The organism is Streptomyces sp. PTL18 (assembly GCF_059510295.1).
The window spans coordinates 96,273-116,261 of the sequence record NZ_JCAJZO010000010.1; the positions used below are offsets into that span (position 1 = coordinate 96,273).

Sequence of the window (19,989 nt, forward strand, 5' to 3'; positions counted from 1 at the left end):
CCGCCCGGTCGCGCGCCCCAACGCGCGGCCACCCCGGCCGCCGGGGCCCGGCTTCCCCCATCGCTGGCCCCGGCGGCCCCCTCGACCTGGAGACCACATGAGCACCAGCAGGAACCCGCCCCTCACCGGGCAGGACCGGACGGTCGTCGCCGAAGACCTCGCACGCCTCTACCGGTCCGGCTCCAGCATCCGCGTCATCGCCATCCGCACCGGCCGCTCGTACGGCAACGTCCGCCGCCTGTTGCTCGACGCCGGCGTGGTCCTCCGCCCCCGCAACGGCACCCGCCACTGAACTCCCGCCCGCCACCCGCGCAGGAAGGCCCTCCGATGCCGAACCCGCCCGCCAAGTACCTCAAGGGCGCCGAGCGCCGCCAACTCGCCGCACGCGCCCGCAGCCTCTACGAACAGGGCTGCACCATCCAGTCCGTCGCCCGCCAGCTCGGCCGCTCCTACGGCGCCACCCGCCAGCTCCTCGTCGAAGCCGGCACCGAGCTCCGCCGACAGGGCACCCACGGCTGGAAGGCAGGCGCGTGATGGGCCTCTACCACACCGTCTACCGCGCGTACGGCTTCGAGATCCCGGCCACCACCGACTTCGAGCACCTCAACGCGGTCCTCGCCGACCAGCCGGACGACGAACTCCTCGGCCGCGTGCGGCACACCTACCTCGGCGACTTCGAGCACCTCTTCCTCGTCACCACCCTCGAGGAAGTCGAGGCGAACTCCTCCGCCACGGTCACGGCCGAGGACTACCGCCGGCCCGAGCTCGCCGGGTGGATCGCCGCCCTCCACGACATGGCCGTACGGCTAGGCCACCCGCAGCACCCGCTACCGGCCTGGCTCGTCCTCCACGACCACAGCTGACCGTCCAAGCCCGCCCGGAGCCCACCGTGAACGACGACCGCCTCGCCGAACTCGTCCAGACCGCCTTCCACTTCGCCTACGAAGCCGACGCCGACCGTGTTGCCACCTGCCTCGACGAGATCGGCAACAGCGGCGACCCCTTCGACATGTACAAGGCCTGCTGCGGCTTCGCCGAGATCGGCCGCGCCGCCCTCACCAAGATCTACGGCAACCGCGCACCCGACCGCGAACGCGGCGACATGTTCTACATCGAGGAACTCCAGCCCGGCGCCCTCTCCAACGACCCTCCGAAGGCCTTCGCCGCCCGGTTCCTCATCGCCTACTGCAACGACGACAAGGACACCGCGCCCGCCCTGTTCCGGGCCGCGCTGGAAGCCGGCGGCGAGCAGTACGTCGACTCCGTGTGCCACCTGGTCGCCGACGTCGCAGGGATCGCCCGCCTCGCCCTGGAGAAGGGGCAGGCCCGATGAGGTACTTCCACGGCGGCATCCCCGGCCTCAAGCCCGGCGACCTCATCACCCCGCACCCGCCGCGCGTCGTCGACGGCTGCCCGATCTGCGTCGCCCGCGCCGCCGGCCAGACCGCAGTCATCGACGGCATTCCCGTCGACCCGGCCACCGCCCGCCCAGACCGCGTGTACATCACCTCGGACCGCGAGTACGGCCGCTTCTACGCCTCCCGCTGGTACCGCGGCGACCTGTACGTCGTCGAACCCATCGGCGACCTGGAGCCGTCCACTGAGGACCGGTTCCCGTCGTGGACGTGCGAGGCCGCACGCGTGCGGTCGGTCTACCAGCGGTGCGTGCTGCTCACCCCGAAGCAGCGACGCGCCCTCCTGAAGCGGTGGACGGCCGCCGACCTCGCCGCCGAAGGGAGGCAGCTCCCGTGACCTGCGAGATCCCCCGCTCGAAACACGCCCTGTACGACACGTGGCGCGCGATGATCCGCCGCTGCCACACCCCGAGCGCGGACGCCTACCCCCGGTACGGCGGGCGCGGCATCACCGTCTGCCAGGCCTGGCGCGACAGCTTCGACGCGTTCCTCGCCGACCTCCCGGCCCGGCCCACGCCCGAGCACTCCCTCGAGCGCATCAACAACGACCACGGCTATGAGCCCGGCAACGTCCGCTGGGCCACCGCCGCCGAGCAGGCACGCAACCGGCGCGACAACCACTACCTCACCGCACGCGGCCAGACGCGGCTCCTCGAGGAGTGGGCCGAAATCACCGGCATCCCCAAGTCCACCCTGCACAACCGCATCAAGGCCGGCTGGACCGACGAGCAGGCCGTCAACACGCCTGTACGACCGAAGGCTCCGGATAACAGCGTCACCCCGGCCGGCCTCCGCAGCCTCATCCCCGACCGCCAGCTCAAGCCCGAAACCGTCATCTCCCGGATTCGCCGCGGCTGGGACTACGACCGGGCCATCACCCAGCCGCCCGCACGCCGGACCACACCCCCGTGACCGCCCGGATCTTGCCGAAACGGTTCCACAACATCACAAAACCCCGCACACGGTGCGGGGCTCGGAGGGCGAGAGGAGGGGTGGTGTCAGGACTCGGTGGGCGGCTCAGCCTGTCGCTGGGCCTCCAGGGCCTCGGCGTCCGGCACGGGCACGATCGCGGCCACGCGCCGGCCGTAGCTGGTGACGTACACGACGCGGCCCCGTACGGCGACGTCGCTGATGACGTCGCCGAGGTTCGCGCGCAGCTCGCGGATCCCGAACTCGTTCTTCGTGTTCTCCGGCACGCACAAAGAGTAGCCGAGGTACCGCACGGTACCGATGTGTACACAAATCCTGTAGGGTCTGAGACGTCAGCGCACAACGACAAGCCGCCCTGAAACCGGGCTTCTTCGCCATGCCCTGACCCGTACGACCGAAAGAAGCACCGATGCCCTGGGCCCGACTCGACGACCGGTTTCCCTCGAACCGCAAGGTCCGACTGATCACCGACGGAGCCTTCCGTCTCTACGTCTCCGCGATCTGCTGGTCGGCGGAAAACCTCACCGACGGCGTCGTGAAGACGGCAGAACTGCGACTCGTAGCGGACGTGAGGGCGGCACGAACGCGCGCCAAAGAGCTCGTCGAAGCTGGCCTGTTCGAGGAGCTGGAAGGTGTCGGTTGGAAGATCCACGACTACCACGACTACAACCCGACCGCCGAGCAGGTCCGTGAGGAGCGCAAGGCGAAAACCGCACGTCAGCAGCGGTGGCGGGAGAAGAAGAAGGGTGGCACCCCCGACCCTCAGCCGCCGAGGAACGGCCGGGATGTAGACGCGTCTACAGACGCGTCTCAAGACGCGTCGCGAGACGGCACCGGAGACGCTGCCCCACGCGCGCGCATCCCCGACCCGACCCGAACCCCTTATAGGGCTGATGTAGGTGGGGAAGGTGCGGGTAGTGAGGCGCCCGATCACGATGACCTCGCTCCGGCGCCGATCGACGTCGACGGCTTCCACCTGAACGACGCCATGCGCCGCTGGTACCTCCAGACCTTCGGCCCCGTCATCGACGTCGACCACTCCACCGCCCAGTTCGTCTCCCACTACCGCTCCACGGGCGCCCGCCGAAAGAACTGGCCCGAGGCCTGGCGGAAGTGGATCCGCGACGACGTCCGGCGCGCCGCCGAACGTGGCCGCCCAACCCAAGGCGCCTTCCTCGTCCCCCTCGAAGGCGGTGGACAGGCCACCCCGCCTCGCCGGCCCACCACAGACCAACGTGTCGCCGACGCCTTCGCCCTCGCCGACCGCCTCGACGCCGAAGAGAGGACCTCGTCATGAACGCCGCCGAAGCCGCCCGGCTCCTCGGCCACGCCGCCGCCTTCGACAACCGCACCGTCGGCGAAGCGGCCGCCCGAGCCTGGGCCACCGCACTCCGCGACATCCCCCTCGACCAGGACACCCTCGACGCCGTCGCCGCGTTCTACGGCACCAACACCCTCGACGCCTCCACCCGCTTCGACCCCACCAAGCGCCGGTGGATCGAACCCCACCACGTCCGCTACCACCGCCAGCAGATCCGTAACGCCCGCCTCGCCGAAGCCAACATCATGTACGCCGGCAACCCCAACGAGACCCCCCTCGAGTCGATCCAAAACCGCCGCGCCCTGATCTCCGCCGCCGCAAGCGGACAGCTCCCCGCACAGACGGCCACCAAGGCCCTCACGACCGGCGAGCCCATCGACGCCGACGGACGAGGCCGCGCCATGCTCCGCGCCATCGGCCGCGAATCCCTCAGCCGCCGCCCCGAGTTCGCCGCCCCGTGCCCCCACTGCCTCGCACCCGCCGGACAGCCCTGCACGAACGGCCGCGGCCAGCGCCGCCGTGACGCCCACCCGACCCGCATCGACGCCTCCCGCGCCATCAACTCCGGCGAGACCGCCACCGACCACACCGCCGCGACCGAGGAGATCGACCGCCGTCGCGCCGCCGCCGCGGCCCACTTCGCGCGGATGACGGACGAGGAGCGGGCCCAGCTGGACAAGTTCCAGGAGGAACTGCGCACAGACCCGGCGACCGACGACGAGCCGGAGGCCTCCGAGTCATGACCGAGCCCATCAGTTCACGCGTCATCGCCGAACTCCGCGCCCTCCGCCAGCGCCAGAAAGTCTCAGCCCGCGTCCTCGCGGACCGCATGACCGCCGCGGGCTACCCGATCGACCGAGCCGTGATCGCGAACGCCGAGACCGGACGCCGCACCGAGATCTCCGTAGGCCACCTCGTTGCCGCCGCCCAGGCGCTCGGCGCCGACGCCGCCGCGCTCCTTCGGCGCTGCGCGCCGTGCCCGACCTGTCAGGGCGCCCGCCCCGCCGGCTTCACCTGCAACACCTGCGGAGGCACCTCATGACCGACCTCCCCGAGTGGGCCATCAGCTGCCCCTGGTGCCACGCCCCACCCCGTCGCCGCTGCACCAGCCCCCGCGGCCGACGCATCCCCGTCGCCAGCCACGACGCACGCATTCAGGCCTGGCAGCACGCCCAGGCCCAGCAGACCGGAGACCCGAAGTGACCACCAAGACATGCCGCCCGCTCCTCCTGATCGACGTGGACGGCCCGCTCAACCCGTACGCCGCGCCTCCGCACCGCCGTCCGGAGGGTTACCAGACACACCGCATGCGGCCCACCGGCTGGGAGTACCCGCGGCAGAAGCCGCTCCGCGTCTGGCTCAACCCCACCCACGGGCCGGCACTCCAGCAGCTGCCGTACGACCTGGTCTGGTGCACCACCTGGGCGCACGAGGCCAACGAGTGGATCGGCCCGCACCTGGGCCTGCCCTCGCTGCCCGTCATCGAATGGCCCGACAACGCGCAGGGACCGCGCTCGGACTGCGCGGCTGGCACGTTCTGGAAGACCCGCCACGTCATGGAATGGGCCGCCGGACGCCCGTTCGCATGGATCGACGACGACATCACCGACGCCGACCGCACGTATGTCGCCGTCCACCGCACCGGCCCCGCGCTCCTGCACTGGGTCGACCCGCGCAAGGGCCTGCTCGACGCGGACTTCGAGGCGCTCGCCGCCTGGGCTGCCAGTCTCGACGGCCACTCGGAGGCTGGCCGATGACCACGACCTGGCGCGCCCGCTGCTCCCGCGGCCACTACCTCGCGTCCAAGGACGTCCACCCCACGCTCGGCCCCGAAGACTGGGACGACACCTGCAGCTGCAAGCCCACCCCGAAGCCACAGACCGCCACCAACGAGGACTTCGGGCACCGCCCCATCGTCAGCTTCGTCGACGGCCGCGCCCTCAACCGCGTCTGCGCCCGCTGCACCACCAACACCCCCACCGGCGTCTGGGGCGTCCGCTGGCCCTGCACCAGCGCCATCGTCCTCGGCCTCGTCCCACGCCAGGAGGCCGCCCGGTGACGCCGTACGAGCGGCTCATGGCCGAGACCATCCCCACCCGGCCCGAACCCGCACCCGACCGCACCCACCTCCCCCACTGGTGGACCGCAGCCGAGCAGGACGCCCACTGGGCCGAACTCTGCGAAGCCGTCGGCACACCCGACGCACCCAGACCCCACCTCCGACTCATCACCGACGAACCCGACACCGACCACGAAAGGCGCAGCGCATGACCAGCAGCCGCCACCTCGCCCTCATGGCCCTCATGAACGAGATCGAGGAACCGACAAAGACCTACCAGCGCAGCGTCCGCGCAGCCGCGCAGCTCCCCAGCGAGAGCGCCGAATGGGACGCAGCCGTGGCACGCGGCACCCGGGCCCTCGACCTCGTCGAGCGTGCCGTCCGCCTGTGGGTCGACAGCAACCGGCCGCAGCCCATCCCTGGCCGATGCGGAGTCCCGTCCCCCGACGGCAAGTTCGTCTGCGGCCTCAAGCCGCACGGCAACGAGGAGATGCACGCCGACCGCCCCCTCGAGGACGCCATGCCCAACGGCCGCCGCATGGTCTGGCAGACGCCCACCGAACTGCCCGACGGCTTCGAGCGGAAGACCTGCGTCACCGTCGCCTGCGCCGTCTGCCGCTACCAGTACGACGAAGCCGAGTTCACCATGCACTTCCCGTCCGCCGTGGAGGCCGTAGACCACGTGGTCGGCGACGGCTGGGACGAACTCACCGACGGCCGAATCCTCTGCATGCGCGACGACGAGAAGCACAACGAACTCCGCGACTCCATCGGCGTGATCGACCCAGACGCCTGACCTACGCCGCCTGTTGACGATCTTGTCAGCAACCCCACCGACCGAACCCTCAGGAGCAGCACCCCATGGCAACCGCCCCAGACGCCCCTCAGAGCGCCGAACAGACCCCAACGCGACCCGAGACCCGCAACGACCCCCAGCAGCCGTCTGGCGGGTCACCGGAAACCCACCACGAGGCCGCCACGGTGCCCGCGCCCGTCGCCGAACTCCGAGCCGCCGCCGCGAAGCTGCGCGCGCTCGTCACCGCAGACGGCATCGAACCCGGCCCGTGGCGCACCGAGTGGCACGAGCAGCAGTACGAACTCCGCAGCGCCGAACCCACCACCTACCCGATCACCGAGTGGACGTACGCCATCGCCACCTGGGAGCCCGAGGCCAGCGAGCAGCGAGCCGAATGCGACACCGCGAACGCCGACTACATCGCCGCCATGCACCCCGGCGTCGGCACGGTCCTGGTGAAGCTGCTCGACCTGGAGGCCGACGTCATCGAGGCCCGGATCGTCGAGGACGGCACCGCCGAGTACGCCGTCGACCTCGGCGGCGACCACGCGCTGACCCTCGCGCGGCTGATCAACCACGGCCCCGAGGCGGTGACCGCGTGAGCGCCCGCGACTTGCTGTACGAGCGTCTCGTCGGCGCCTGCATCGACCCCGAGCGCGTCAGTGCCGAACTCGACGCCCACCGCGAGGAGTCCATCGGCGCCGCGATCGCCCGGCTCCGGGCCATCCCCGTCACAGCCACCGCCCTCACCGGCCCGGTCTGGTACGGCAGCGGCTGGAACGACGCGATCACCGCGCTGGAAGAGATCGCCGAGTACCGGCTCCCGGACGACGAGGCGTACCCCGGCGAGCTGCAGCGGCTCCGCGCCCTGGCCCTCGCGGTCAGGGTGGGCATCCGGAAGGACAGCCTGGGTGAGGTGCAGCGGGTCATGGACGCACACGTCACCTGGGAGAAGGAAGCGACCGCCGGCACGGCGCCGGACTTCTTCCAGCCCGGCCACAGCTACCTGTACGCGCAGATGCAGTGGAAGTTCCGCTGCGATGCCGTCACCAGCCATCCGCACACCGGTAAGCGCGTCGCGCTCGGCTACTCCGGCTTTGGCCCCAGCGACTGGCAGACCAGCGACTTGAGCGAAGGCGTCTGGGCCGACGGCGACTGGACCGACATCACAGAGGCCAGGCAGGCCCCCGAGTCGCAGCACTACGACAAGGTGCCGGACCCGGCGGACGGATGCCACTGGTGCGCATGCGGCAACCGCTGGCCCTGCAAGGACGCCGAGGCGGTGCCCTCGTGACGGCCGACGAGTTCAACGCCCGATTCCCGGTCGGCACCCGCGTCGCCGCCTTCCCCGTCACGCGCGACGAGCAGCCGCTGATCACGACCACCCGCAGCGTGGCCTGGGAGCTGGGCCACGGCGCGGCCGTCGTCGCGGTCGAGGGCTACGCGGGCGGGATCGCCCTCACCCACATCGACGTGATCACCGAAGGAGCCACGGCATGACCGAGCAGTCCGGCCACACGGCCATGGCGGAGATCCGCCGCCTCCGTCTCGAAGTCGAGGCGTACACGGCCGACGCCCCGGAGGAGGACGACTTCTGGGCCGAGGAGCGGGCCCGCGCGGTCGCCGAGCGCGGCCGACAGGCCGACCCGTCCGCATGCGGCACCTGCCGCGGCCACGTCGCGGCCGGCGGGCAGGTCGAGCACGACGAGTGCGCGCAGCGCGCCACCCTGCTCCCCGCACCGGACGCACCCGGCTACGAGCTGATCACCGGCATGTCGGAGGAGGAAGTCCGGGCGCTCCCGGCCCGCTTCCACATCCCGGTGTTCATGGAGTCCAGCACGCCCCGCATGTGGGTCTGCGCCGTGTGCTGGGGCGACGGCTGGTCCACACAGTGGCCATGCAAGACCGCCGTCGAGCAAGGCCTACGCGTGTTCACCGCCGACGACTACGCCGATGCCGCAGCCAAGCGGCAGACGGCCGAACTGGCCGCGTACCGAGCCCTAGAACTCGGCGACCCTGACGGCCGCGTGTCCGCCGCGTGCGGGAACCCCGACCACCCGACCTGGCTCCGGGCACCCGACGACCAGCGCGGCTGCCCCTGGTGCCGCGTCGCCGAGCTGGAGACCGAACTCGCGAAGTACGTCGGCCAGGAGCCGACCGTCGCCGAGGAGATGGCCTACCTCAGCAGCTGCCTCGACGCAGTACACGACCTGTGCGACGAAGCCAAGCGGGACGGGTGCCTCGGCATCACCCCGGAAGCCGTCGAGCAGGCCGCGTCCGGCGAGCGGGCCGCGGCCGCCGTACGGCCGGCCATCGGGTGGGCGTTCATCCTCGACCCCGCCGACCGGCACCAGCTCCTCTCCGAGCTGTCCACCGCGCTCCTCGGCTACTGGCACCGGGACCCGGACACCGACGTCCTCGCCCGCGTCGAATCAGTCCTCCGCGAGCAGCGCGCCAACGCCGAAGGCCGCGAACTCGACCCCGCCACGCTCCCCGACCTGCTCGCCCTCCGGCAGGCGCTCCGCGTCCGCAACGCCCAACTCGCCCGGCTCCGCACCGAGATGACCGGAGGCACCCGCCGTGCAGCCGGAGCGGCCGGGACGTGACCGACCAGCCCGGCGAGGAGGAGCCCGTGCGCTGCTCGTGCGGGCGCCTCCTCCACGACCCCGAATCCCGCGCCCGAGGCCAGGGACCGGTCTGCTACCGCCGGCTCCACCCGCCACCGGCACGACCGGGCCGCGCCACAACGACCGCCGCGCGGCCCGGCCCCGGCCAAGACGAACTGCCCCTCACCGACCAACTCGGACTCTGGAGCCTCTGATGTCCTACCCGAACCTGTCCACCCCGGAGGAGAAGCTCGCCGACGCCAAGGAGCGGCTGGCGATCCCACGGATCGTCGTGATCTGCGGATCCATGCGCTTCGAAGCCGACATGCGCACGGAAGCTCTCGCCGCGTCAGTTGCCGGGAAGATCGTGGTGATGCCGCACGTCAACACCAAGCTGTGGCACGCCGACACCGTGGCGAAGGTGAAGTCCGCGCTGGATGACCTGCACCGGGCGAAGATCCGCCTCGCGGACGAGGTCCTCGTTGTCGGCGATTACGTGGGTGACAGCACCCGCGCGGAGATCGCCTACGCCCGGTCGCTCGGCAAGCCCGTCCGGTTCACGCATCCCGAAGTCGACCCGGGAGAGCCCGACGGTGACCCGGCCGCCGACGAGACGCACGTGGTCGCCGACGACAGCAGCGACCCCGAGCACGTCGACGACTACCCCGGCTGCCAATGACGATCTCCGCCCTCCGCGCCCTCCTCGACGAGATCGACACCCAAGGCGGCCCCGAAGCAGCCCGCCACAACCGCCTCCAACTCCCAGACGACGAAGGAACCGAACCCATGAGCACCGCACCCGCTACCCCGCAGCCGCCGGCCGCCGACGTCCGCCTCCGCTCCGTCAGCCAGCAGCCCGCCGAGCAGATCTCCGTCGGCAAGCTCCTCGCGTGGGGCGACGAGCACGCGGACCCCGAGGTCCAGGACCAGGCCGCCCGCGCCCGTATCGCGCTCCATGGCCTGCGCGCCCGCCGAACACGCCGCCCGGTACGCCGAGAACGGCATCAACACCCCCGGCTGCGACTGCGGCCACGACGGCATGGGCGCAGGCTGGCACGGCACCGCATGCCGCTGGCGGGCCGGACGTGCAGCGACCGAAGCGACCCACGCCCCGGACAAGACGTGCTCCTGCGGTCGAACTCCCGACCCCGGCATCTGCCACACCAACTGCGGACCCGGACGACCAGCAGGCGGCCACTGCAGTTGCGTCCACGAGAAGGACGAAGCGACCAGCGCGCCGGACACGATCACCGACCCGGAATGGCTCCGCCAGCAATACGCGGCAGCCCTCTACCAGCACGAATGGCCACACCACGGCCAATGGGAGGACGCGCTCGCCGATGACCGCCACACCTTCCTCAGCCTCGCCGACGCCGTCCTCAAAGTCCGCGACCGGCACCTCGCCCAACTCCGGCAACGCCTCACCCTCACCGACGGCCGCCACCTCGCCATCACCGCATGGAGCAACGCCTACGACCGCGCCAACCAAGCCGAGCAGCACGCCGACCAACTCGCCGCGCTCCTCGCCGTCGTCCTCGGCGAGTTCCGCATTCTCCCCGGCACGCACACCGCCACCGCCCACGTCGAAGCCGAAACCATTCACCAGTGGCGCGCCGTCCTCGACCAGCCCCAGGAGCAGCCAGGTGCTGAGCCGTTCTTCGAGGCCGGCAAGGTCTACGAGCCCAAGGGTGGTCCCCGCTGGGAGATCCGTTTCCAGCGGGAAGGCGTCGCCTACTTCCACCCCGTCCGCGTCGACCGCGACTCGGCAGGTCTCCCACAGTCCTACGGCAAGTTGGCAATGGGCGACGACCATGTATGGACCACGATGGACCGATGCGCGTTCGGCGCATGGAAGCTCGCAGACCGCCCAGCGACCGAAGCGACCGACCACCAGCGTCCGGTTTGACGCCCGTGGCATCCTGAGCGTCCACCAGAGGAGGGGAAACACCGCATGGCTCTGAAGAAGGTCGAGCACACCGCCCCGAAGAAGCAGTTCCTCACCCTCGACGAGCTCGCCGCGTTCGTCCAAGACGCCATGCGGTCCGGAGCCCGCGGGGACGAGATCGTCCAAGCCGCCGTCTCCTTCGGTGGGAAGCTGCAAAAGATCAGCATCGACGTCGAAGTCACGCGGGTGGGTAGGCCGTCCCTCGACAAGGGCCCCGACGTGGCATCCTGAACGCGGCCCGCTCGTCTGCCACTGGGAAACCGTGGCACCCGGGGAGGTCCGGCATAGCCGGGCGGGCCCCTGGCGCGCCTGCATCGTGGCGCCCAGCGGGGATGGCCGTTGAGGCGCGATCACCACCATCCGGGCGCCCGCACACCAGCGGGCGCCCGTTGTCGTACACGCGCGCTACCCTCGAAACCGCTGCCCGCCGCCAATGCTGCTGGACGGCCGGCAGCGGTGCTGCACAGTAAGAAGCCCCCGCCGGGAGTAGCGGCGGGTGCGCTGTCATGTGTGGCTATTCACTGGCGTTCTGCCGCTCTTTGAACGCGGCCTCGCCCTTGATGCGGTACTTGCTCGCCGAGCTCTGCGAGATGCCGAGCGCGTCGGCGAGTTCCTGAGTCGACAGGCCCTGCTCGACAGCCAGATAGACGCGGATCTTGAAGCGGGTATCCGCCTGCTGCGCCGCCTCGTACGACAGCCGTACGTCCTCACGCAGGGCATCGCGCACGTGCGCCGGCCACTCGATCGGCTTCCGCCCCGTCACGGCCGCCCCGCCTCGTCCGGCCCCTCCGGCCTGTCCGTCTTCGGTCGCGCGGTGCCTGATCCCTTGTAGCCGCGGAACACGTCCTGCACCGTGCTGAGCTTGATGCCGAGGCGGTCCGCGATCTGCCGGTACGAGAGCCCGTTCCCGTCGTCCCACAGCTCCCGGATCAGTGCGCTGCGTTCCTGCGACCACACCCGGTTGCGCTGGATCTGCTCGGCCATGATCCGGCTCTGAGCCTTGACCCGCTCCTCCCGATCCGCGATCTGCTCGACCGCATCAAGGGCGTCCGACACGCGGAGCACCTCCTCGTCGCTCATCCCGGCCCTTTCATCCGGTGGGCCGCTTGCCATGGACTGTAGGGGACCCCTACAGTCATGAGCAAGCAGCCCGGTGCTGCCCAACAAGTAAGCCCCCGGCCGGAGTTGCAGCTCCATATGGCCGGGGGCGGACCTACCCAGAAGCGATCGAAAAGGCAGGCCCAACGTGGATCGTATCCACCAGCCCCAACCACAACCCACCCCTGCGCTCGCCGCCTACGCGCAAGCCGCCCAAGACTGCCGCGACATCGCCCAACAGGTCGGCATCCACAACTGCGACGACGACCCGGACTGGAAAGCCGCCGAATGGCGCGCCAACGACCTCTTCGACAAGGCCCGCGACTCCGGACACCCCGTCGACGAGATCCTGAAAGCGGGGCTGAAGAAGTGACCTACCAGCCCCCCACCTGCCAAAGCTGCGGCGGCCGAGGCGGACACCCCGAGACCACCCCGAAACCCGACGGCGGACACGTCACCGTCTTCCGGCCCTGCACCACCTGCGGCGGACGGGGGCGCGCCTGATGGGCTGGCTGTTCAACCGCAGCGCCCCGACCAGCCGCGACTACCCCGCCGCCGGCGTGTCCGTCACCGGCCCGGCCGACCGCTTCCGCCGCGCCAAGACCACCAGCGCACGCCGCGCAGCCCGCGAGGGCCAGGCGTGGGAAGACCGCGACCGGCAGCAGGACCGAAAAGGCCGCTGGTACCGACCCGCCCGCTAACCCACCAGACCCCGGCCCCCGTGAAACCGACATCCCCCACGGCGCGGGGGCCGGCCCCAACCCGCACAGGAGCAACGCCCGTGATCCACACCGCATACGTCATCAGCACCGCCATCGTCGGCGTCGCCGGCATCGGCCTCGCGATCGCCCCCAGCATCACCGCCCGGGCCCGCGCTTGGGCCAACCGGCGCGCCCGCTGACCATCTGCCGGAGGACTCCCGTGAAACCCCGCCGCCGACTACCCGACCCGATCGGCCTGCGCACCCCGCTCGCCAGGTGGGGCTTCACCGTGCTCGCCGCAGCCGCCGTCATGACCGCGCAGCCCGGCCCGTTCCTCGTCACCGCCGCCCTCGCCGCCTACGCCTGGAAGCACCGCCGATGAAGACCCGCACCATCACCAAGTACCGGTGGGTACCCCACACCGTCGACGGAGAGACCGAACTCGTCCGCGAGCCCTACCAGGTCGATGTCCCCGTACCCCCGGCCGACTGGGACCAGCGCGTACGCACAGCCGTGACCGTCACGGCCGTCGTACTCGTCATCGCCTCCGTGGTGTGGTCGACCGCCAGCATCGGGGAACTCCTCGCTCACGTCGTAACGGTCGGAGCCGCCTACTTCGCGGCCATCAGCTTTGACACCCTCTGGCTCCTGTGCACCGCCGGCGAGTGGCTGCTGCGCGTCGAGCCCGACCGCGCGCGGAAAGCCCGCGCTGGCGGCATCCTCGCGCTCGCCGTCGCCATGACCGCGGTCTTCGCGAACGGCTACCTCGCCGGACAGCCCATCATCGGCGCGGTCGGCGCCGCCGTGTCCGCGATCGCCAAAGGCGCCACGGCGCTCGCCATGGCCGTGCACTCCCGCCCGCTCGACGAGCGCACCCGCCAGTGGGTCGCCAAGCGGCGCGCCGCACTCAACGGCCAGCTCGCCCTGATCCCGATCCGCCGGGAACTCCAGCGCGGAATCGGCGTCCTGGAAGCCGAGCGGTCCGCCCTCGGAACGGATCCCGGACCCACGGAGGAACCCGGATCCACGGATCCGGAGACTTCCGGGGCTCCGGAAGAAGCCCCGGAGACTCCGGATCCCAAGGTCAGCGCGATCCGGTCCGGCCGCGTGACCACGCAGGAAGCCGTCCGGAACGCGTGGGACTCCGGAATCCGGGAGCCGGAAGCCGTACTCCGCGTCGTCCGGAAATCCACCGGCCGGGACGTTCCGCAGAGCAGCGTCGACCGGTACCTGCGCGCCCTGCGAGTCGGCGCGTGACCCCCGCGCAGCCGCCGCCCGGCGGCGACGAGCTGCGCGCACGCCACTACCTCCGCCGCCTCGGCGCCCGCCCCCACGGCCACCAGGAGCCCACCGTGCCCATCCCCGAACCCCGCCGCCCCGTCACCCCAACCCGCGTCATCCCGGCCGGCGCCGAACTCCCGGCCCGGCCGCCCGAGCCCGGCGAAGTCCCGCCCTGGCACACGCCACCCCCGCCACCACCCCCGGTTCCGGCGGATCCGGAACCGCGGACCGTGGAAGTCCGCCACGTCCACGAAGTCGTGCTGACCATGGCGGACACCGATCCGGAGCCGGATCCGTCCCGTTGGGAGCGCCTCGGGGCGTGGCTCGGCGTGTACGTCCGCCCCTGGCATGCCGTCTTCGCGCTGCTTCTGTCGGTGCTGCCGATACCGGGCGTCGGCTACTCGGCCGCCACCATCTGGCACTACACCGTCGGCCTGGCCCGCGAGAGTTGGGGGGTTGGCTGGGGCTACCTCATCGGCCTCGGCCCGCTCGCTCTCGCCCTCGCGTGCCTGATCCGAAAGGGCGGCAGCCCGCTACGCCTGTTCGCCGTAGCCGTGACGTTCATCGGCTCCCTCGCCTGCCTGTCTTGGTACGACCCGATCCAGTTCCTCACCGGAGTCCCACGATGAACGTCGGCCTGTCCCTCGGTGGAGTCGCCATCGCCCTGGCGATCCTCTGGCTCAACCTCCGCACGTGGCTGAAAGGCAGCCGGGACCCCAAGGCGCTGCTGCCGTACGCCAGCGGCGGCGGCCTCGGCGCCGCCGCCACGATCTGCGTGGGCGGCGCGCTCGGCTGGGGCGCGGCCGGGATCGCGGGGTTCGCCACCTCGAGCGGCAACACCGGGGTCTCCAGCATCACCGGGGCGTCCGGCGGCGCCAGCATGCCGACCGGCCGCATGGGCGCCCTCACCCCTGAAGGCGCAGTCGTCGTCTGCCTCCTCCTCGTCGGCGTGATCGCCATGTACCGAGCCGCCGGGAAGCAGGACAAGCGGCGCATCGTCGGCGGGTTCATCACCTTCGCGATCCTCGGTTTCCTGCCCGGCGCCGCCTACCTGCTGCACTGGTGGCCCGAATCCCTGAACTGGATAGGGGCCACGGGCCGCAGCGTCCTGACCAGCGGGAGGATCGGGTGAAACACCGCCTCGCCGTGTGGGCCGCACGTACCGCGGCGGCCGAACGGATTGCCCGCGGCTCCGCCCTCGTGTGGCGGCGCCGCGCTGACGCGCTCGCGGACTGGGTGCGCGCCGGCCGCCGCGACGACCTCACCGGATGGCGGGCCGCGCTCGGCCCGGTTGCCCGGCTGCTGCTCCTCGGCGCCCTGGCCTACGTCGTGTGGGCGGTCGTGAGGGCGTTGCCGTGGCTGATGTGGCTCCTCGTCGGCTGGTGGCTGCGCGCCGCCTGGAAGGCTGGCCGCCCGGCCCCTGCGGAACCCGCCGAGGACGACCCCACGCGTGCCGCGCACGCCCAGCAGGTGAAGGTGCTCCGGCAGATGCTCCTCGACCTCATGGGGACCGGCAGCGGCGTGCACCTCCGCACCGTCCTCGCGCACCTCCAGGAGCACGGCCAGTGGGAGGGGAAAAAGGTCACCGATCTGCGCGTGCATCTGGAGCGCCTCGGGGTGCCCCACGACCCCAACGTGAAGGTGGCCGGAGTCCCCACGTGGGGGGTGCGCCGCAGGGATCTGGAAGCCCCTTCCCCAGCCGCCGCCGAGGAAGCGTCTCCCAGCACGTCTACCGCCGCGTGACCTGCACGTCTACCGGCTCATCTACCGTCTTCTCCCTGTCGATCTACCGCCCGTCTACCCCTGAGAGGAGACCCTGATGGCGTACGTGTACGAGTGCCACCAGTGCGAAGCCAGATCCCCGGAACCGCACTCCTGGCGCTCCGACGCGGAAGCCGAACGGGCCTCCCACCGGGATGCTGCGCACGGCGGGTTGGCGCCGGCCGCGGGGGACGGCGTCCGACGCGTGCACGCGGAGGCCCTCGGGGACGGGTGTCTGCCGTCGGGCTCGTTCTGGGCCGTGCTGTTCTTTCTTGCCCTGGTCCTGGCGAACTGCTGGGGCCGTTGACCCGCCATAGAGAGGATGACTGCAGTGAGCTACGAAGAGATGCGCGAAGAGGACGACTTCGGCGACGACTGGGATGAAGGCGAGGAGTGGCAGCCGGGCGAGTGCGATATGTGCTTCGGCGGCGACGAGAACGGCGTCACCGCGACCGGCCCGCTGGGCGACGTCTACTGCGCGTGCGCGATCGGACAGGGCGCGCCCCCGGACGAGTGCCGGTGCGGGCCGGAGGAGGACTGAGCATGGACGACGAGATGCCTTGTGGCGAGTCGGGTTGCTACTGCCGCTGCCAGAGCGGGTGCGGTCACGCGTGTGGCTGCGATTGTCCGCACGACGAGGACTGTGACTGCGAGGACTGCATCCCATACGACTGACCGTCTGCCACACTGCCCCCAGGCCCCGCCGCGCATTCCCCCGTCGCGGCGGGGCCGCCCCATGTCACGGTTCGGGCACACCGTCTTCACGCCGACCCCACGCGCGCGCATGATGCGGCGACAGATCCACGTGCCACTGGGGGGACCATGCGCCGCACCGCTCTTGCCGTACTCGCCGCCGCCACGCTCACGCTGGCCGGCTGCTCCAGCACGAGCAGCGACAAGCCAACGAAGACGCCCAAGCCGGCCGCCAGCTCGAGCGCGCCGGCCACCACTTCGGCCGCGGACCAGGTCGCCGCGTGCACGGACGCGATCGCTGCGGGGAAGGACAAGGGGGACGGGGCGCCGGAGTGCGCGCCGCTGTCGCCGGATGACTATCTGAAGGCGTTGCAGGCGGCGAACCGGCGGGCTCGGGCGTCGTTTGATGCGTGTACGGCGGATCCGTCGTCGTGTTCGGATGATCAGTGACGTGAATGTGGTGCGGCCCCGCTCTGGGAGGGTGGTCCGGGCGGGGCCGTCGTCATGTGGTGGGCCTACCGGCGGCGCAGCCTGATACGGGGACGCCAGACGCGCGTGCCGGGCCCGACTGCGGGTTTTCCGGCGGTCAGATAGGCGATCGCGGCGCCGAGCCCCACGCCAGGGGCGAGGATGGCCAGGCCGTACAGGAAGTTGTGCCACAACTCGCTCATGTGGTGGGTTCCTCGTCCGGGCGCACCGGGCCCGCGCCCGGGTTGAGGAGCCGCTTCCACGCCTCGGCGGTCGACGGCATCTGCATCTTGGCCATGGCCTCCATCTGCTCGCGGCGGGTGACGTACACCGCGTCACGGCCTTCAGGGGTGCCGAACACGATCCGGTTGATCACGCGCTCCCGTACCTGCACCGGGACACGCTCGTCGACCAGCGCACGTTCCGTCGCGTCGACGAACTGCCGCAACCGTTCGACGTCGGCGTGGACCTGCGGGTCGAGGTAGTAGGCGCGCGCCGCCTCGCGGTCCTGCTCCAGATAGCGGGCCACGGTGAGGTCAGCGAACTCGCTCATGCGGTCTTCTCCTCGGTCTGCGGGGCCGTTGCGCCATGGTCCCACCCGAATGCGGCAGTCGGGACACCGAACGCTCCGTCACAACACGGTCACACTGCCTTCACGCTGGGGCCCAGGCGTCCACCATCGCCCCCATGAGACGAACCCTCACCACCACCGCAGCCACCACCGCCCTCCTCGCCGCGCTCGCCGCCTGCGGGCCGTCCAACAAGCCCCAGCCCACGGATGACAAGCCCAGCAGTACCGCAACGACCAAGCCGCTCGCAGCGACACCAAGCGCGTCTCAGGCCACGGACCCGGTCACCTACCTGTACGACGTCGACCACCACCGCCACTCCCGCAGCACGGTCGAAGGCCTGATCAAGCAGCTCAAGTCGCGGTGCACGGACGACCTGCTGGGGCTGGAGTTCACCGCCACGAACACGGCGTTGGACCTGGTCGACGCCGAGCACTCGCAGCAGGACGTGTACCCGGTCCTGTCGCAACTTTCCTCCGGCCTTCCCCAGGGGTCCGGGAAGGTGAAGTGCGCGCCCCGGCTGCCGGACGTGGAGAAGCAGATCAAGGCCCAGCGTGCGGCCAGCGAATCGCCCACCGCGCACCCGGCGACACCCAAGGCAGCCGCGCCCCAGCCCGCGCCCGTCCAGACCACGCACCACACGACCGCCCCGGCCGTGGACGACCACGGTGGCGCGACCGCCCTGTGCAACGACGGCTCGCTGTCGTATTCCGCGCATCACCAGGGGACCTGCTCCCACCACCACGGAGTCGCCGTCTGGTACAAGTGACCCGGTCTGACGAGCGCGCATACTGGGGCGCATGACCCTCGACGAGCTGATCGCCGCGCTGGAGGCGGAAGACCCGGACAAGATGCTTCCGCTCGGCTTCTCGCATCCGCACTCCTGGCGCGGCGACTACATGAAGCTGGCCTTCGAGCCCACCGCGAACGTCACGGTCGGCGCCATGCTTGCCGACGCCCGCTCCGCCCGTGGCGCCACCTACGAGGGCTACAAGGGCGGCCAGTACACGATGCGCGGCTACACCGACTGCCACCTTGCCGAGGAAGGTCGCGCGGGCGACGACGAGCTCGGGCCGATCCTGCTCACGCTGCTCCTCGCGGCAAGGCAGCTAGACCAGGCGACACGCGACAAGCTCGCCGGGTTCGAGTCCGAGTTCACGCGCTGGCGGAAGGAAGACGAGCGGTGACGGACACCGGCCGCATGCAGCCGTTGCCGGCAGACCGGACAGCGATCGAGGGGAAAGTGATCGATGTCCCCTCGGAGGCCAAGGTTGCGGCCAAGGCGCTGCGCACGGCCGCCATGTGGCTGCCGGACGAGTACCGGGACATGCTCCGGGAGGCCGCCGACGGCGCAGAGAGAGACTGGGACGGCGGCTGTTGCCCCGTGTGCCAGGAGACCTGGTGCGACGACGGATGCCCGCTCGAAGACGTGCGAGCCAAGGCGATGAAGGAACAGCGGTGAGCAAACGGGCCGCGTTGGAGGCGGCGTACCTCGCGGCGGTCGAGGCCCACAAGACGCACCCGCCGCGTCTGCGCCGCGACCGGGACGGCATCTACCACTGCGCCGCCTGCAACCCGGGCACCTGGTGGGAGCGGGCGGTAGACGCGGTGCGGGGATGGAGGCGGCGGTGACGGACACGGACCGCATGGTGGTGTGGCTGCGACAGGTCATGGACGCGGCGCAGCTTGACGCAGACGGTGCGGCTTGGTGCGAGGAAGCCGAGACGTGGTCGGTCTTTCACGGCACGAAGCCGTACGAGAGGGCGCTGGTCATTCAGGATGCGCTCGAGGACGGCGTCCTGGTCGTGCAAGCGGAGTCGTCCGCCCCGGAGAGCATCGCCCGGCACGCAGCCCGCCACGACCCGGCCGCCGCGCTGCGCCGGATCACCGCCGACCGGAAGCTGCTGGAGCTTCACCGGCCGAAGTTGGTCGAATCCGTAAACGCGGACGGCGACGAACGGTCCGGCCACCTCTGCACCGAGGCCGACGACCCGTTCCCGTGCGCCACCGTGCGCCTGCTCGCCGAGAGCTGGGGCTGGGCCGAGGAGACAGACAGTGTCTGATCGTCTGCTCGCGCGGCTGGGCTCATGGTGGTGCCTCGGCCCCTGCGCCGTCCTCGCTCTCGCGCCGCTGCTCGTGATCGCCTGGTTCTCGGGACCGCCCTGGTTGGGTGCTCTCGGTCTGCCGTTCGCGGCGACGTTCGGCGTGGGTGGCGCGGCGAGAGATCTCGGGATCGCCATCCCGGCTCACGTCCGTCCCGGCGGCTGCTCTCGCTGACGACGACGGAACTCGCGAGTGATCACCACCTAGGCACACTGGTCTCACCACCCTCAGCACACCCGGGAG

The 19,989-nt window shown here is 71.1% G+C and carries 43 protein-coding genes and 1 pseudogene; 38 read left to right on the forward strand and 6 right to left on the reverse strand.

Going from position 1 to position 19,989, the window contains the following annotated elements:
- Positions 1-97 precede the first annotated feature (97 nt).
- Genes AC5WS8_RS20565 through AC5WS8_RS20590 form a run of 6 tightly spaced genes read left to right on the forward strand, consistent with a single transcriptional unit; the run spans position 98 to position 2,327 of the window.
- Positions 98-292, forward strand: a complete 195-nt coding sequence (locus AC5WS8_RS20565) for a helix-turn-helix domain-containing protein (RefSeq protein ID WP_496104891.1) — start codon at positions 98-100, stop codon at positions 290-292.
- Between the two features lie 35 nt (positions 293-327).
- Positions 328-534 carry a helix-turn-helix domain-containing protein gene (locus AC5WS8_RS20570; protein ID WP_496104892.1) on the forward strand — a complete coding sequence of 69 codons (207 nt, stop codon included), beginning with the start codon at positions 328-330 and terminating at the stop codon, positions 532-534.
- Complete coding sequence (locus AC5WS8_RS20575) at positions 534-863, forward strand: hypothetical protein (protein WP_496104893.1); 330 nt, start codon at positions 534-536, stop codon at positions 861-863. The genes AC5WS8_RS20570 and AC5WS8_RS20575 overlap by 1 nt, the downstream gene beginning before the upstream one ends.
- Positions 864-889: 26 nt before the next feature.
- A complete protein-coding gene (locus tag AC5WS8_RS20580) occupies positions 890-1,333 on the forward strand; it encodes a hypothetical protein (protein WP_496104894.1) in 444 nt (147 codons plus the stop codon).
- A complete protein-coding gene (locus AC5WS8_RS20585; RefSeq protein WP_496104895.1) occupies positions 1,330-1,752 on the forward strand; it encodes a hypothetical protein in 423 nt (140 codons plus the stop codon). Before AC5WS8_RS20580 ends, AC5WS8_RS20585 begins: the two co-directional genes overlap by 4 nt.
- The gene (locus tag AC5WS8_RS20590; protein WP_496104896.1) at positions 1,749-2,327 is read left to right on the forward strand and encodes a hypothetical protein; all 579 of its coding nucleotides are present in this window, start codon (positions 1,749-1,751) and stop codon (positions 2,325-2,327) included. The genes AC5WS8_RS20585 and AC5WS8_RS20590 overlap by 4 nt, the downstream gene beginning before the upstream one ends.
- An 86-nt stretch (positions 2,328-2,413) precedes the next feature.
- Here the strand turns inward: AC5WS8_RS20590 and AC5WS8_RS20595 are convergent, their stop codons facing one another.
- Entirely contained in the window at positions 2,414-2,611 is a 198-nt protein-coding gene (locus AC5WS8_RS20595; RefSeq protein WP_496104897.1) for a type II toxin-antitoxin system prevent-host-death family antitoxin, read from the reverse strand.
- Positions 2,612-2,754: 143 nt separating this feature from the next.
- On the opposite strand from AC5WS8_RS20595, the gene AC5WS8_RS20600 reads away from it, so the two are divergent.
- From AC5WS8_RS20600 to AC5WS8_RS20665, 14 genes and pseudogenes are all read left to right on the forward strand, one after another.
- Positions 2,755-3,642 (forward strand): hypothetical protein, encoded by an 888-nt coding sequence (locus AC5WS8_RS20600; RefSeq protein ID WP_496104898.1) that lies wholly within the window; start codon positions 2,755-2,757, stop codon positions 3,640-3,642.
- Positions 3,639-4,409, forward strand: a complete 771-nt coding sequence (locus AC5WS8_RS20605; RefSeq protein WP_496104899.1) for a zinc finger domain-containing protein — start codon at positions 3,639-3,641, stop codon at positions 4,407-4,409. Before AC5WS8_RS20600 ends, AC5WS8_RS20605 begins: the two co-directional genes overlap by 4 nt.
- Complete coding sequence (locus AC5WS8_RS20610; protein WP_496104900.1) at positions 4,406-4,708, forward strand: hypothetical protein; 303 nt, start codon at positions 4,406-4,408, stop codon at positions 4,706-4,708. Before AC5WS8_RS20605 ends, AC5WS8_RS20610 begins: the two co-directional genes overlap by 4 nt.
- Complete coding sequence (locus AC5WS8_RS20615) at positions 4,705-4,869, forward strand: zinc finger domain-containing protein (protein WP_496104901.1); 165 nt, start codon at positions 4,705-4,707, stop codon at positions 4,867-4,869. Before AC5WS8_RS20610 ends, AC5WS8_RS20615 begins: the two co-directional genes overlap by 4 nt.
- Entirely contained in the window at positions 4,866-5,423 is a 558-nt protein-coding gene (locus AC5WS8_RS20620) for an HAD domain-containing protein (RefSeq protein ID WP_496104902.1), read from the forward strand. Before AC5WS8_RS20615 ends, AC5WS8_RS20620 begins: the two co-directional genes overlap by 4 nt.
- Entirely contained in the window at positions 5,420-5,725 is a 306-nt protein-coding gene (locus tag AC5WS8_RS20625) for a hypothetical protein (protein WP_496104903.1), read from the forward strand. Before AC5WS8_RS20620 ends, AC5WS8_RS20625 begins: the two co-directional genes overlap by 4 nt.
- Positions 5,722-5,937: a hypothetical protein gene (locus AC5WS8_RS20630; RefSeq protein WP_496104904.1), complete on the forward strand. Its 216-nt coding sequence runs from the start codon at positions 5,722-5,724 to the stop codon at positions 5,935-5,937. The genes AC5WS8_RS20625 and AC5WS8_RS20630 overlap by 4 nt, the downstream gene beginning before the upstream one ends.
- The gene (locus AC5WS8_RS20635) at positions 5,934-6,521 is read left to right on the forward strand and encodes a hypothetical protein (RefSeq protein WP_496104905.1); all 588 of its coding nucleotides are present in this window, start codon (positions 5,934-5,936) and stop codon (positions 6,519-6,521) included. Before AC5WS8_RS20630 ends, AC5WS8_RS20635 begins: the two co-directional genes overlap by 4 nt.
- A 65-nt stretch (positions 6,522-6,586) precedes the next feature.
- Entirely contained in the window at positions 6,587-7,123 is a 537-nt protein-coding gene (locus AC5WS8_RS20640; protein WP_496104906.1) for a hypothetical protein, read from the forward strand.
- The gene (locus AC5WS8_RS20645) at positions 7,120-7,815 is read left to right on the forward strand and encodes a hypothetical protein (protein ID WP_496104907.1); all 696 of its coding nucleotides are present in this window, start codon (positions 7,120-7,122) and stop codon (positions 7,813-7,815) included. The genes AC5WS8_RS20640 and AC5WS8_RS20645 overlap by 4 nt, the downstream gene beginning before the upstream one ends.
- On the forward strand, positions 7,812-8,021 hold the full coding sequence (locus AC5WS8_RS20650) for a hypothetical protein (protein WP_496104908.1): 210 nt from the start codon (positions 7,812-7,814) through the stop codon (positions 8,019-8,021). Before AC5WS8_RS20645 ends, AC5WS8_RS20650 begins: the two co-directional genes overlap by 4 nt.
- Positions 8,018-9,127, forward strand: a complete 1,110-nt coding sequence (locus tag AC5WS8_RS20655) for a hypothetical protein (RefSeq protein ID WP_496104909.1) — start codon at positions 8,018-8,020, stop codon at positions 9,125-9,127. Before AC5WS8_RS20650 ends, AC5WS8_RS20655 begins: the two co-directional genes overlap by 4 nt.
- On the forward strand, positions 9,124-9,342 hold the full coding sequence (locus AC5WS8_RS20660; RefSeq protein ID WP_496104910.1) for a DUF6011 domain-containing protein: 219 nt from the start codon (positions 9,124-9,126) through the stop codon (positions 9,340-9,342). Before AC5WS8_RS20655 ends, AC5WS8_RS20660 begins: the two co-directional genes overlap by 4 nt.
- A pseudogene (locus tag AC5WS8_RS20665) lies at positions 9,342-9,707 on the forward strand (hypothetical protein); the annotation flags it as partial. The gene AC5WS8_RS20660 and the pseudogene AC5WS8_RS20665, both read left to right, overlap by 1 nt.
- Positions 9,708-9,787: 80 nt before the next feature.
- Here the strand turns inward: AC5WS8_RS20665 and AC5WS8_RS20670 are convergent.
- Positions 9,788-10,084, reverse strand: a complete 297-nt coding sequence (locus AC5WS8_RS20670) for a hypothetical protein (protein ID WP_496104911.1) — start codon at positions 10,082-10,084, stop codon at positions 9,788-9,790.
- On the opposite strand from AC5WS8_RS20670, the gene AC5WS8_RS20675 reads away from it, so the two are divergent.
- Positions 10,083-11,033 carry a hypothetical protein gene (locus tag AC5WS8_RS20675; protein ID WP_496104912.1) on the forward strand — a complete coding sequence of 317 codons (951 nt, stop codon included), beginning with the start codon at positions 10,083-10,085 and terminating at the stop codon, positions 11,031-11,033. The two genes, AC5WS8_RS20670 and AC5WS8_RS20675, sit on opposite strands and share 2 nt — an antisense overlap.
- A gap of 45 nt (positions 11,034-11,078) precedes the next feature.
- Positions 11,079-11,303 (forward strand): hypothetical protein, encoded by a 225-nt coding sequence (locus tag AC5WS8_RS20680; RefSeq protein WP_496104913.1) that lies wholly within the window; start codon positions 11,079-11,081, stop codon positions 11,301-11,303.
- 283 nt (positions 11,304-11,586) lie between these two features.
- On the opposite strand, the gene AC5WS8_RS20685 is transcribed toward AC5WS8_RS20680, so the two are convergent.
- Complete coding sequence (locus AC5WS8_RS20685) at positions 11,587-11,835, reverse strand: hypothetical protein (RefSeq protein ID WP_496104914.1); 249 nt, start codon at positions 11,833-11,835, stop codon at positions 11,587-11,589.
- Positions 11,832-12,152 (reverse strand): helix-turn-helix domain-containing protein, encoded by a 321-nt coding sequence (locus tag AC5WS8_RS20690; protein WP_496104915.1) that lies wholly within the window; start codon positions 12,150-12,152, stop codon positions 11,832-11,834. The genes AC5WS8_RS20685 and AC5WS8_RS20690 overlap by 4 nt, the downstream gene beginning before the upstream one ends.
- 166 nt (positions 12,153-12,318) lie before the next feature.
- On the opposite strand from AC5WS8_RS20690, the gene AC5WS8_RS20695 reads away from it, so the two are divergent.
- The 10 genes from AC5WS8_RS20695 (at position 12,319) to AC5WS8_RS20740 (ending at position 17,056) form a co-directional block, all read left to right on the forward strand.
- Positions 12,319-12,543, forward strand: a complete 225-nt coding sequence (locus AC5WS8_RS20695) for a hypothetical protein (RefSeq protein ID WP_496104916.1) — start codon at positions 12,319-12,321, stop codon at positions 12,541-12,543.
- Between the two features lie 130 nt (positions 12,544-12,673).
- Positions 12,674-12,871 carry a hypothetical protein gene (locus tag AC5WS8_RS20700; protein ID WP_496104917.1) on the forward strand — a complete coding sequence of 66 codons (198 nt, stop codon included), beginning with the start codon at positions 12,674-12,676 and terminating at the stop codon, positions 12,869-12,871.
- Positions 12,872-13,091: 220 nt separating this feature from the next.
- Positions 13,092-13,253, forward strand: a complete 162-nt coding sequence (locus AC5WS8_RS20705) for a hypothetical protein (protein ID WP_496104918.1) — start codon at positions 13,092-13,094, stop codon at positions 13,251-13,253.
- The gene (locus AC5WS8_RS20710; RefSeq protein WP_496104919.1) at positions 13,250-14,128 is read left to right on the forward strand and encodes a protein transporter Sec31; all 879 of its coding nucleotides are present in this window, start codon (positions 13,250-13,252) and stop codon (positions 14,126-14,128) included. Before AC5WS8_RS20705 ends, AC5WS8_RS20710 begins: the two co-directional genes overlap by 4 nt.
- Positions 14,125-14,781: a hypothetical protein gene (locus AC5WS8_RS20715; protein ID WP_496104920.1), complete on the forward strand. Its 657-nt coding sequence runs from the start codon at positions 14,125-14,127 to the stop codon at positions 14,779-14,781. Before AC5WS8_RS20710 ends, AC5WS8_RS20715 begins: the two co-directional genes overlap by 4 nt.
- Positions 14,778-15,284 (forward strand): hypothetical protein, encoded by a 507-nt coding sequence (locus tag AC5WS8_RS20720; protein WP_496104921.1) that lies wholly within the window; start codon positions 14,778-14,780, stop codon positions 15,282-15,284. The genes AC5WS8_RS20715 and AC5WS8_RS20720 overlap by 4 nt, the downstream gene beginning before the upstream one ends.
- Entirely contained in the window at positions 15,281-15,895 is a 615-nt protein-coding gene (locus AC5WS8_RS20725) for a hypothetical protein (RefSeq protein WP_496104922.1), read from the forward strand. Before AC5WS8_RS20720 ends, AC5WS8_RS20725 begins: the two co-directional genes overlap by 4 nt.
- A gap of 76 nt (positions 15,896-15,971) precedes the next feature.
- The gene (locus tag AC5WS8_RS20730; protein WP_496104923.1) at positions 15,972-16,220 is read left to right on the forward strand and encodes a hypothetical protein; all 249 of its coding nucleotides are present in this window, start codon (positions 15,972-15,974) and stop codon (positions 16,218-16,220) included.
- Between the two features lie 24 nt (positions 16,221-16,244).
- A complete protein-coding gene (locus AC5WS8_RS20735) occupies positions 16,245-16,454 on the forward strand; it encodes a hypothetical protein (RefSeq protein ID WP_496104924.1) in 210 nt (69 codons plus the stop codon).
- Positions 16,455-16,735: 281 nt separating this feature from the next.
- Positions 16,736-17,056, forward strand: a complete 321-nt coding sequence (locus AC5WS8_RS20740; protein ID WP_496104925.1) for a hypothetical protein — start codon at positions 16,736-16,738, stop codon at positions 17,054-17,056.
- 65 nt (positions 17,057-17,121) lie between these two features.
- On the opposite strand, the gene AC5WS8_RS20745 is transcribed toward AC5WS8_RS20740, so the two are convergent.
- On the reverse strand, positions 17,122-17,277 hold the full coding sequence (locus AC5WS8_RS20745; protein WP_496104926.1) for a hypothetical protein: 156 nt from the start codon (positions 17,275-17,277) through the stop codon (positions 17,122-17,124).
- Positions 17,274-17,627 carry a hypothetical protein gene (locus AC5WS8_RS20750; protein WP_496104927.1) on the reverse strand — a complete coding sequence of 118 codons (354 nt, stop codon included), beginning with the start codon at positions 17,625-17,627 and terminating at the stop codon, positions 17,274-17,276. The genes AC5WS8_RS20745 and AC5WS8_RS20750 overlap by 4 nt, the downstream gene beginning before the upstream one ends.
- 134 nt (positions 17,628-17,761) lie before the next feature.
- On the opposite strand from AC5WS8_RS20750, the gene AC5WS8_RS20755 reads away from it, so the two are divergent.
- The 6 genes from AC5WS8_RS20755 to AC5WS8_RS20780 are packed head-to-tail and all read left to right on the forward strand — an operon-like array spanning position 17,762 to position 19,920.
- Positions 17,762-18,412 (forward strand): DUF3761 domain-containing protein, encoded by a 651-nt coding sequence (locus AC5WS8_RS20755; protein WP_496104928.1) that lies wholly within the window; start codon positions 17,762-17,764, stop codon positions 18,410-18,412.
- Between the two features lie 31 nt (positions 18,413-18,443).
- Positions 18,444-18,830 carry a hypothetical protein gene (locus AC5WS8_RS20760; protein WP_496104929.1) on the forward strand — a complete coding sequence of 129 codons (387 nt, stop codon included), beginning with the start codon at positions 18,444-18,446 and terminating at the stop codon, positions 18,828-18,830.
- Positions 18,827-19,105, forward strand: a complete 279-nt coding sequence (locus AC5WS8_RS20765; RefSeq protein WP_496104930.1) for a hypothetical protein — start codon at positions 18,827-18,829, stop codon at positions 19,103-19,105. The genes AC5WS8_RS20760 and AC5WS8_RS20765 overlap by 4 nt, the downstream gene beginning before the upstream one ends.
- A complete protein-coding gene (locus tag AC5WS8_RS20770; protein ID WP_496104931.1) occupies positions 19,102-19,275 on the forward strand; it encodes a hypothetical protein in 174 nt (57 codons plus the stop codon). Before AC5WS8_RS20765 ends, AC5WS8_RS20770 begins: the two co-directional genes overlap by 4 nt.
- Positions 19,272-19,706 (forward strand): DUF6221 family protein, encoded by a 435-nt coding sequence (locus AC5WS8_RS20775; protein ID WP_496104932.1) that lies wholly within the window; start codon positions 19,272-19,274, stop codon positions 19,704-19,706. The genes AC5WS8_RS20770 and AC5WS8_RS20775 overlap by 4 nt, the downstream gene beginning before the upstream one ends.
- Positions 19,699-19,920 (forward strand): hypothetical protein, encoded by a 222-nt coding sequence (locus AC5WS8_RS20780; RefSeq protein WP_496104933.1) that lies wholly within the window; start codon positions 19,699-19,701, stop codon positions 19,918-19,920. Before AC5WS8_RS20775 ends, AC5WS8_RS20780 begins: the two co-directional genes overlap by 8 nt.
- Positions 19,921-19,989 lie beyond the last annotated feature (69 nt).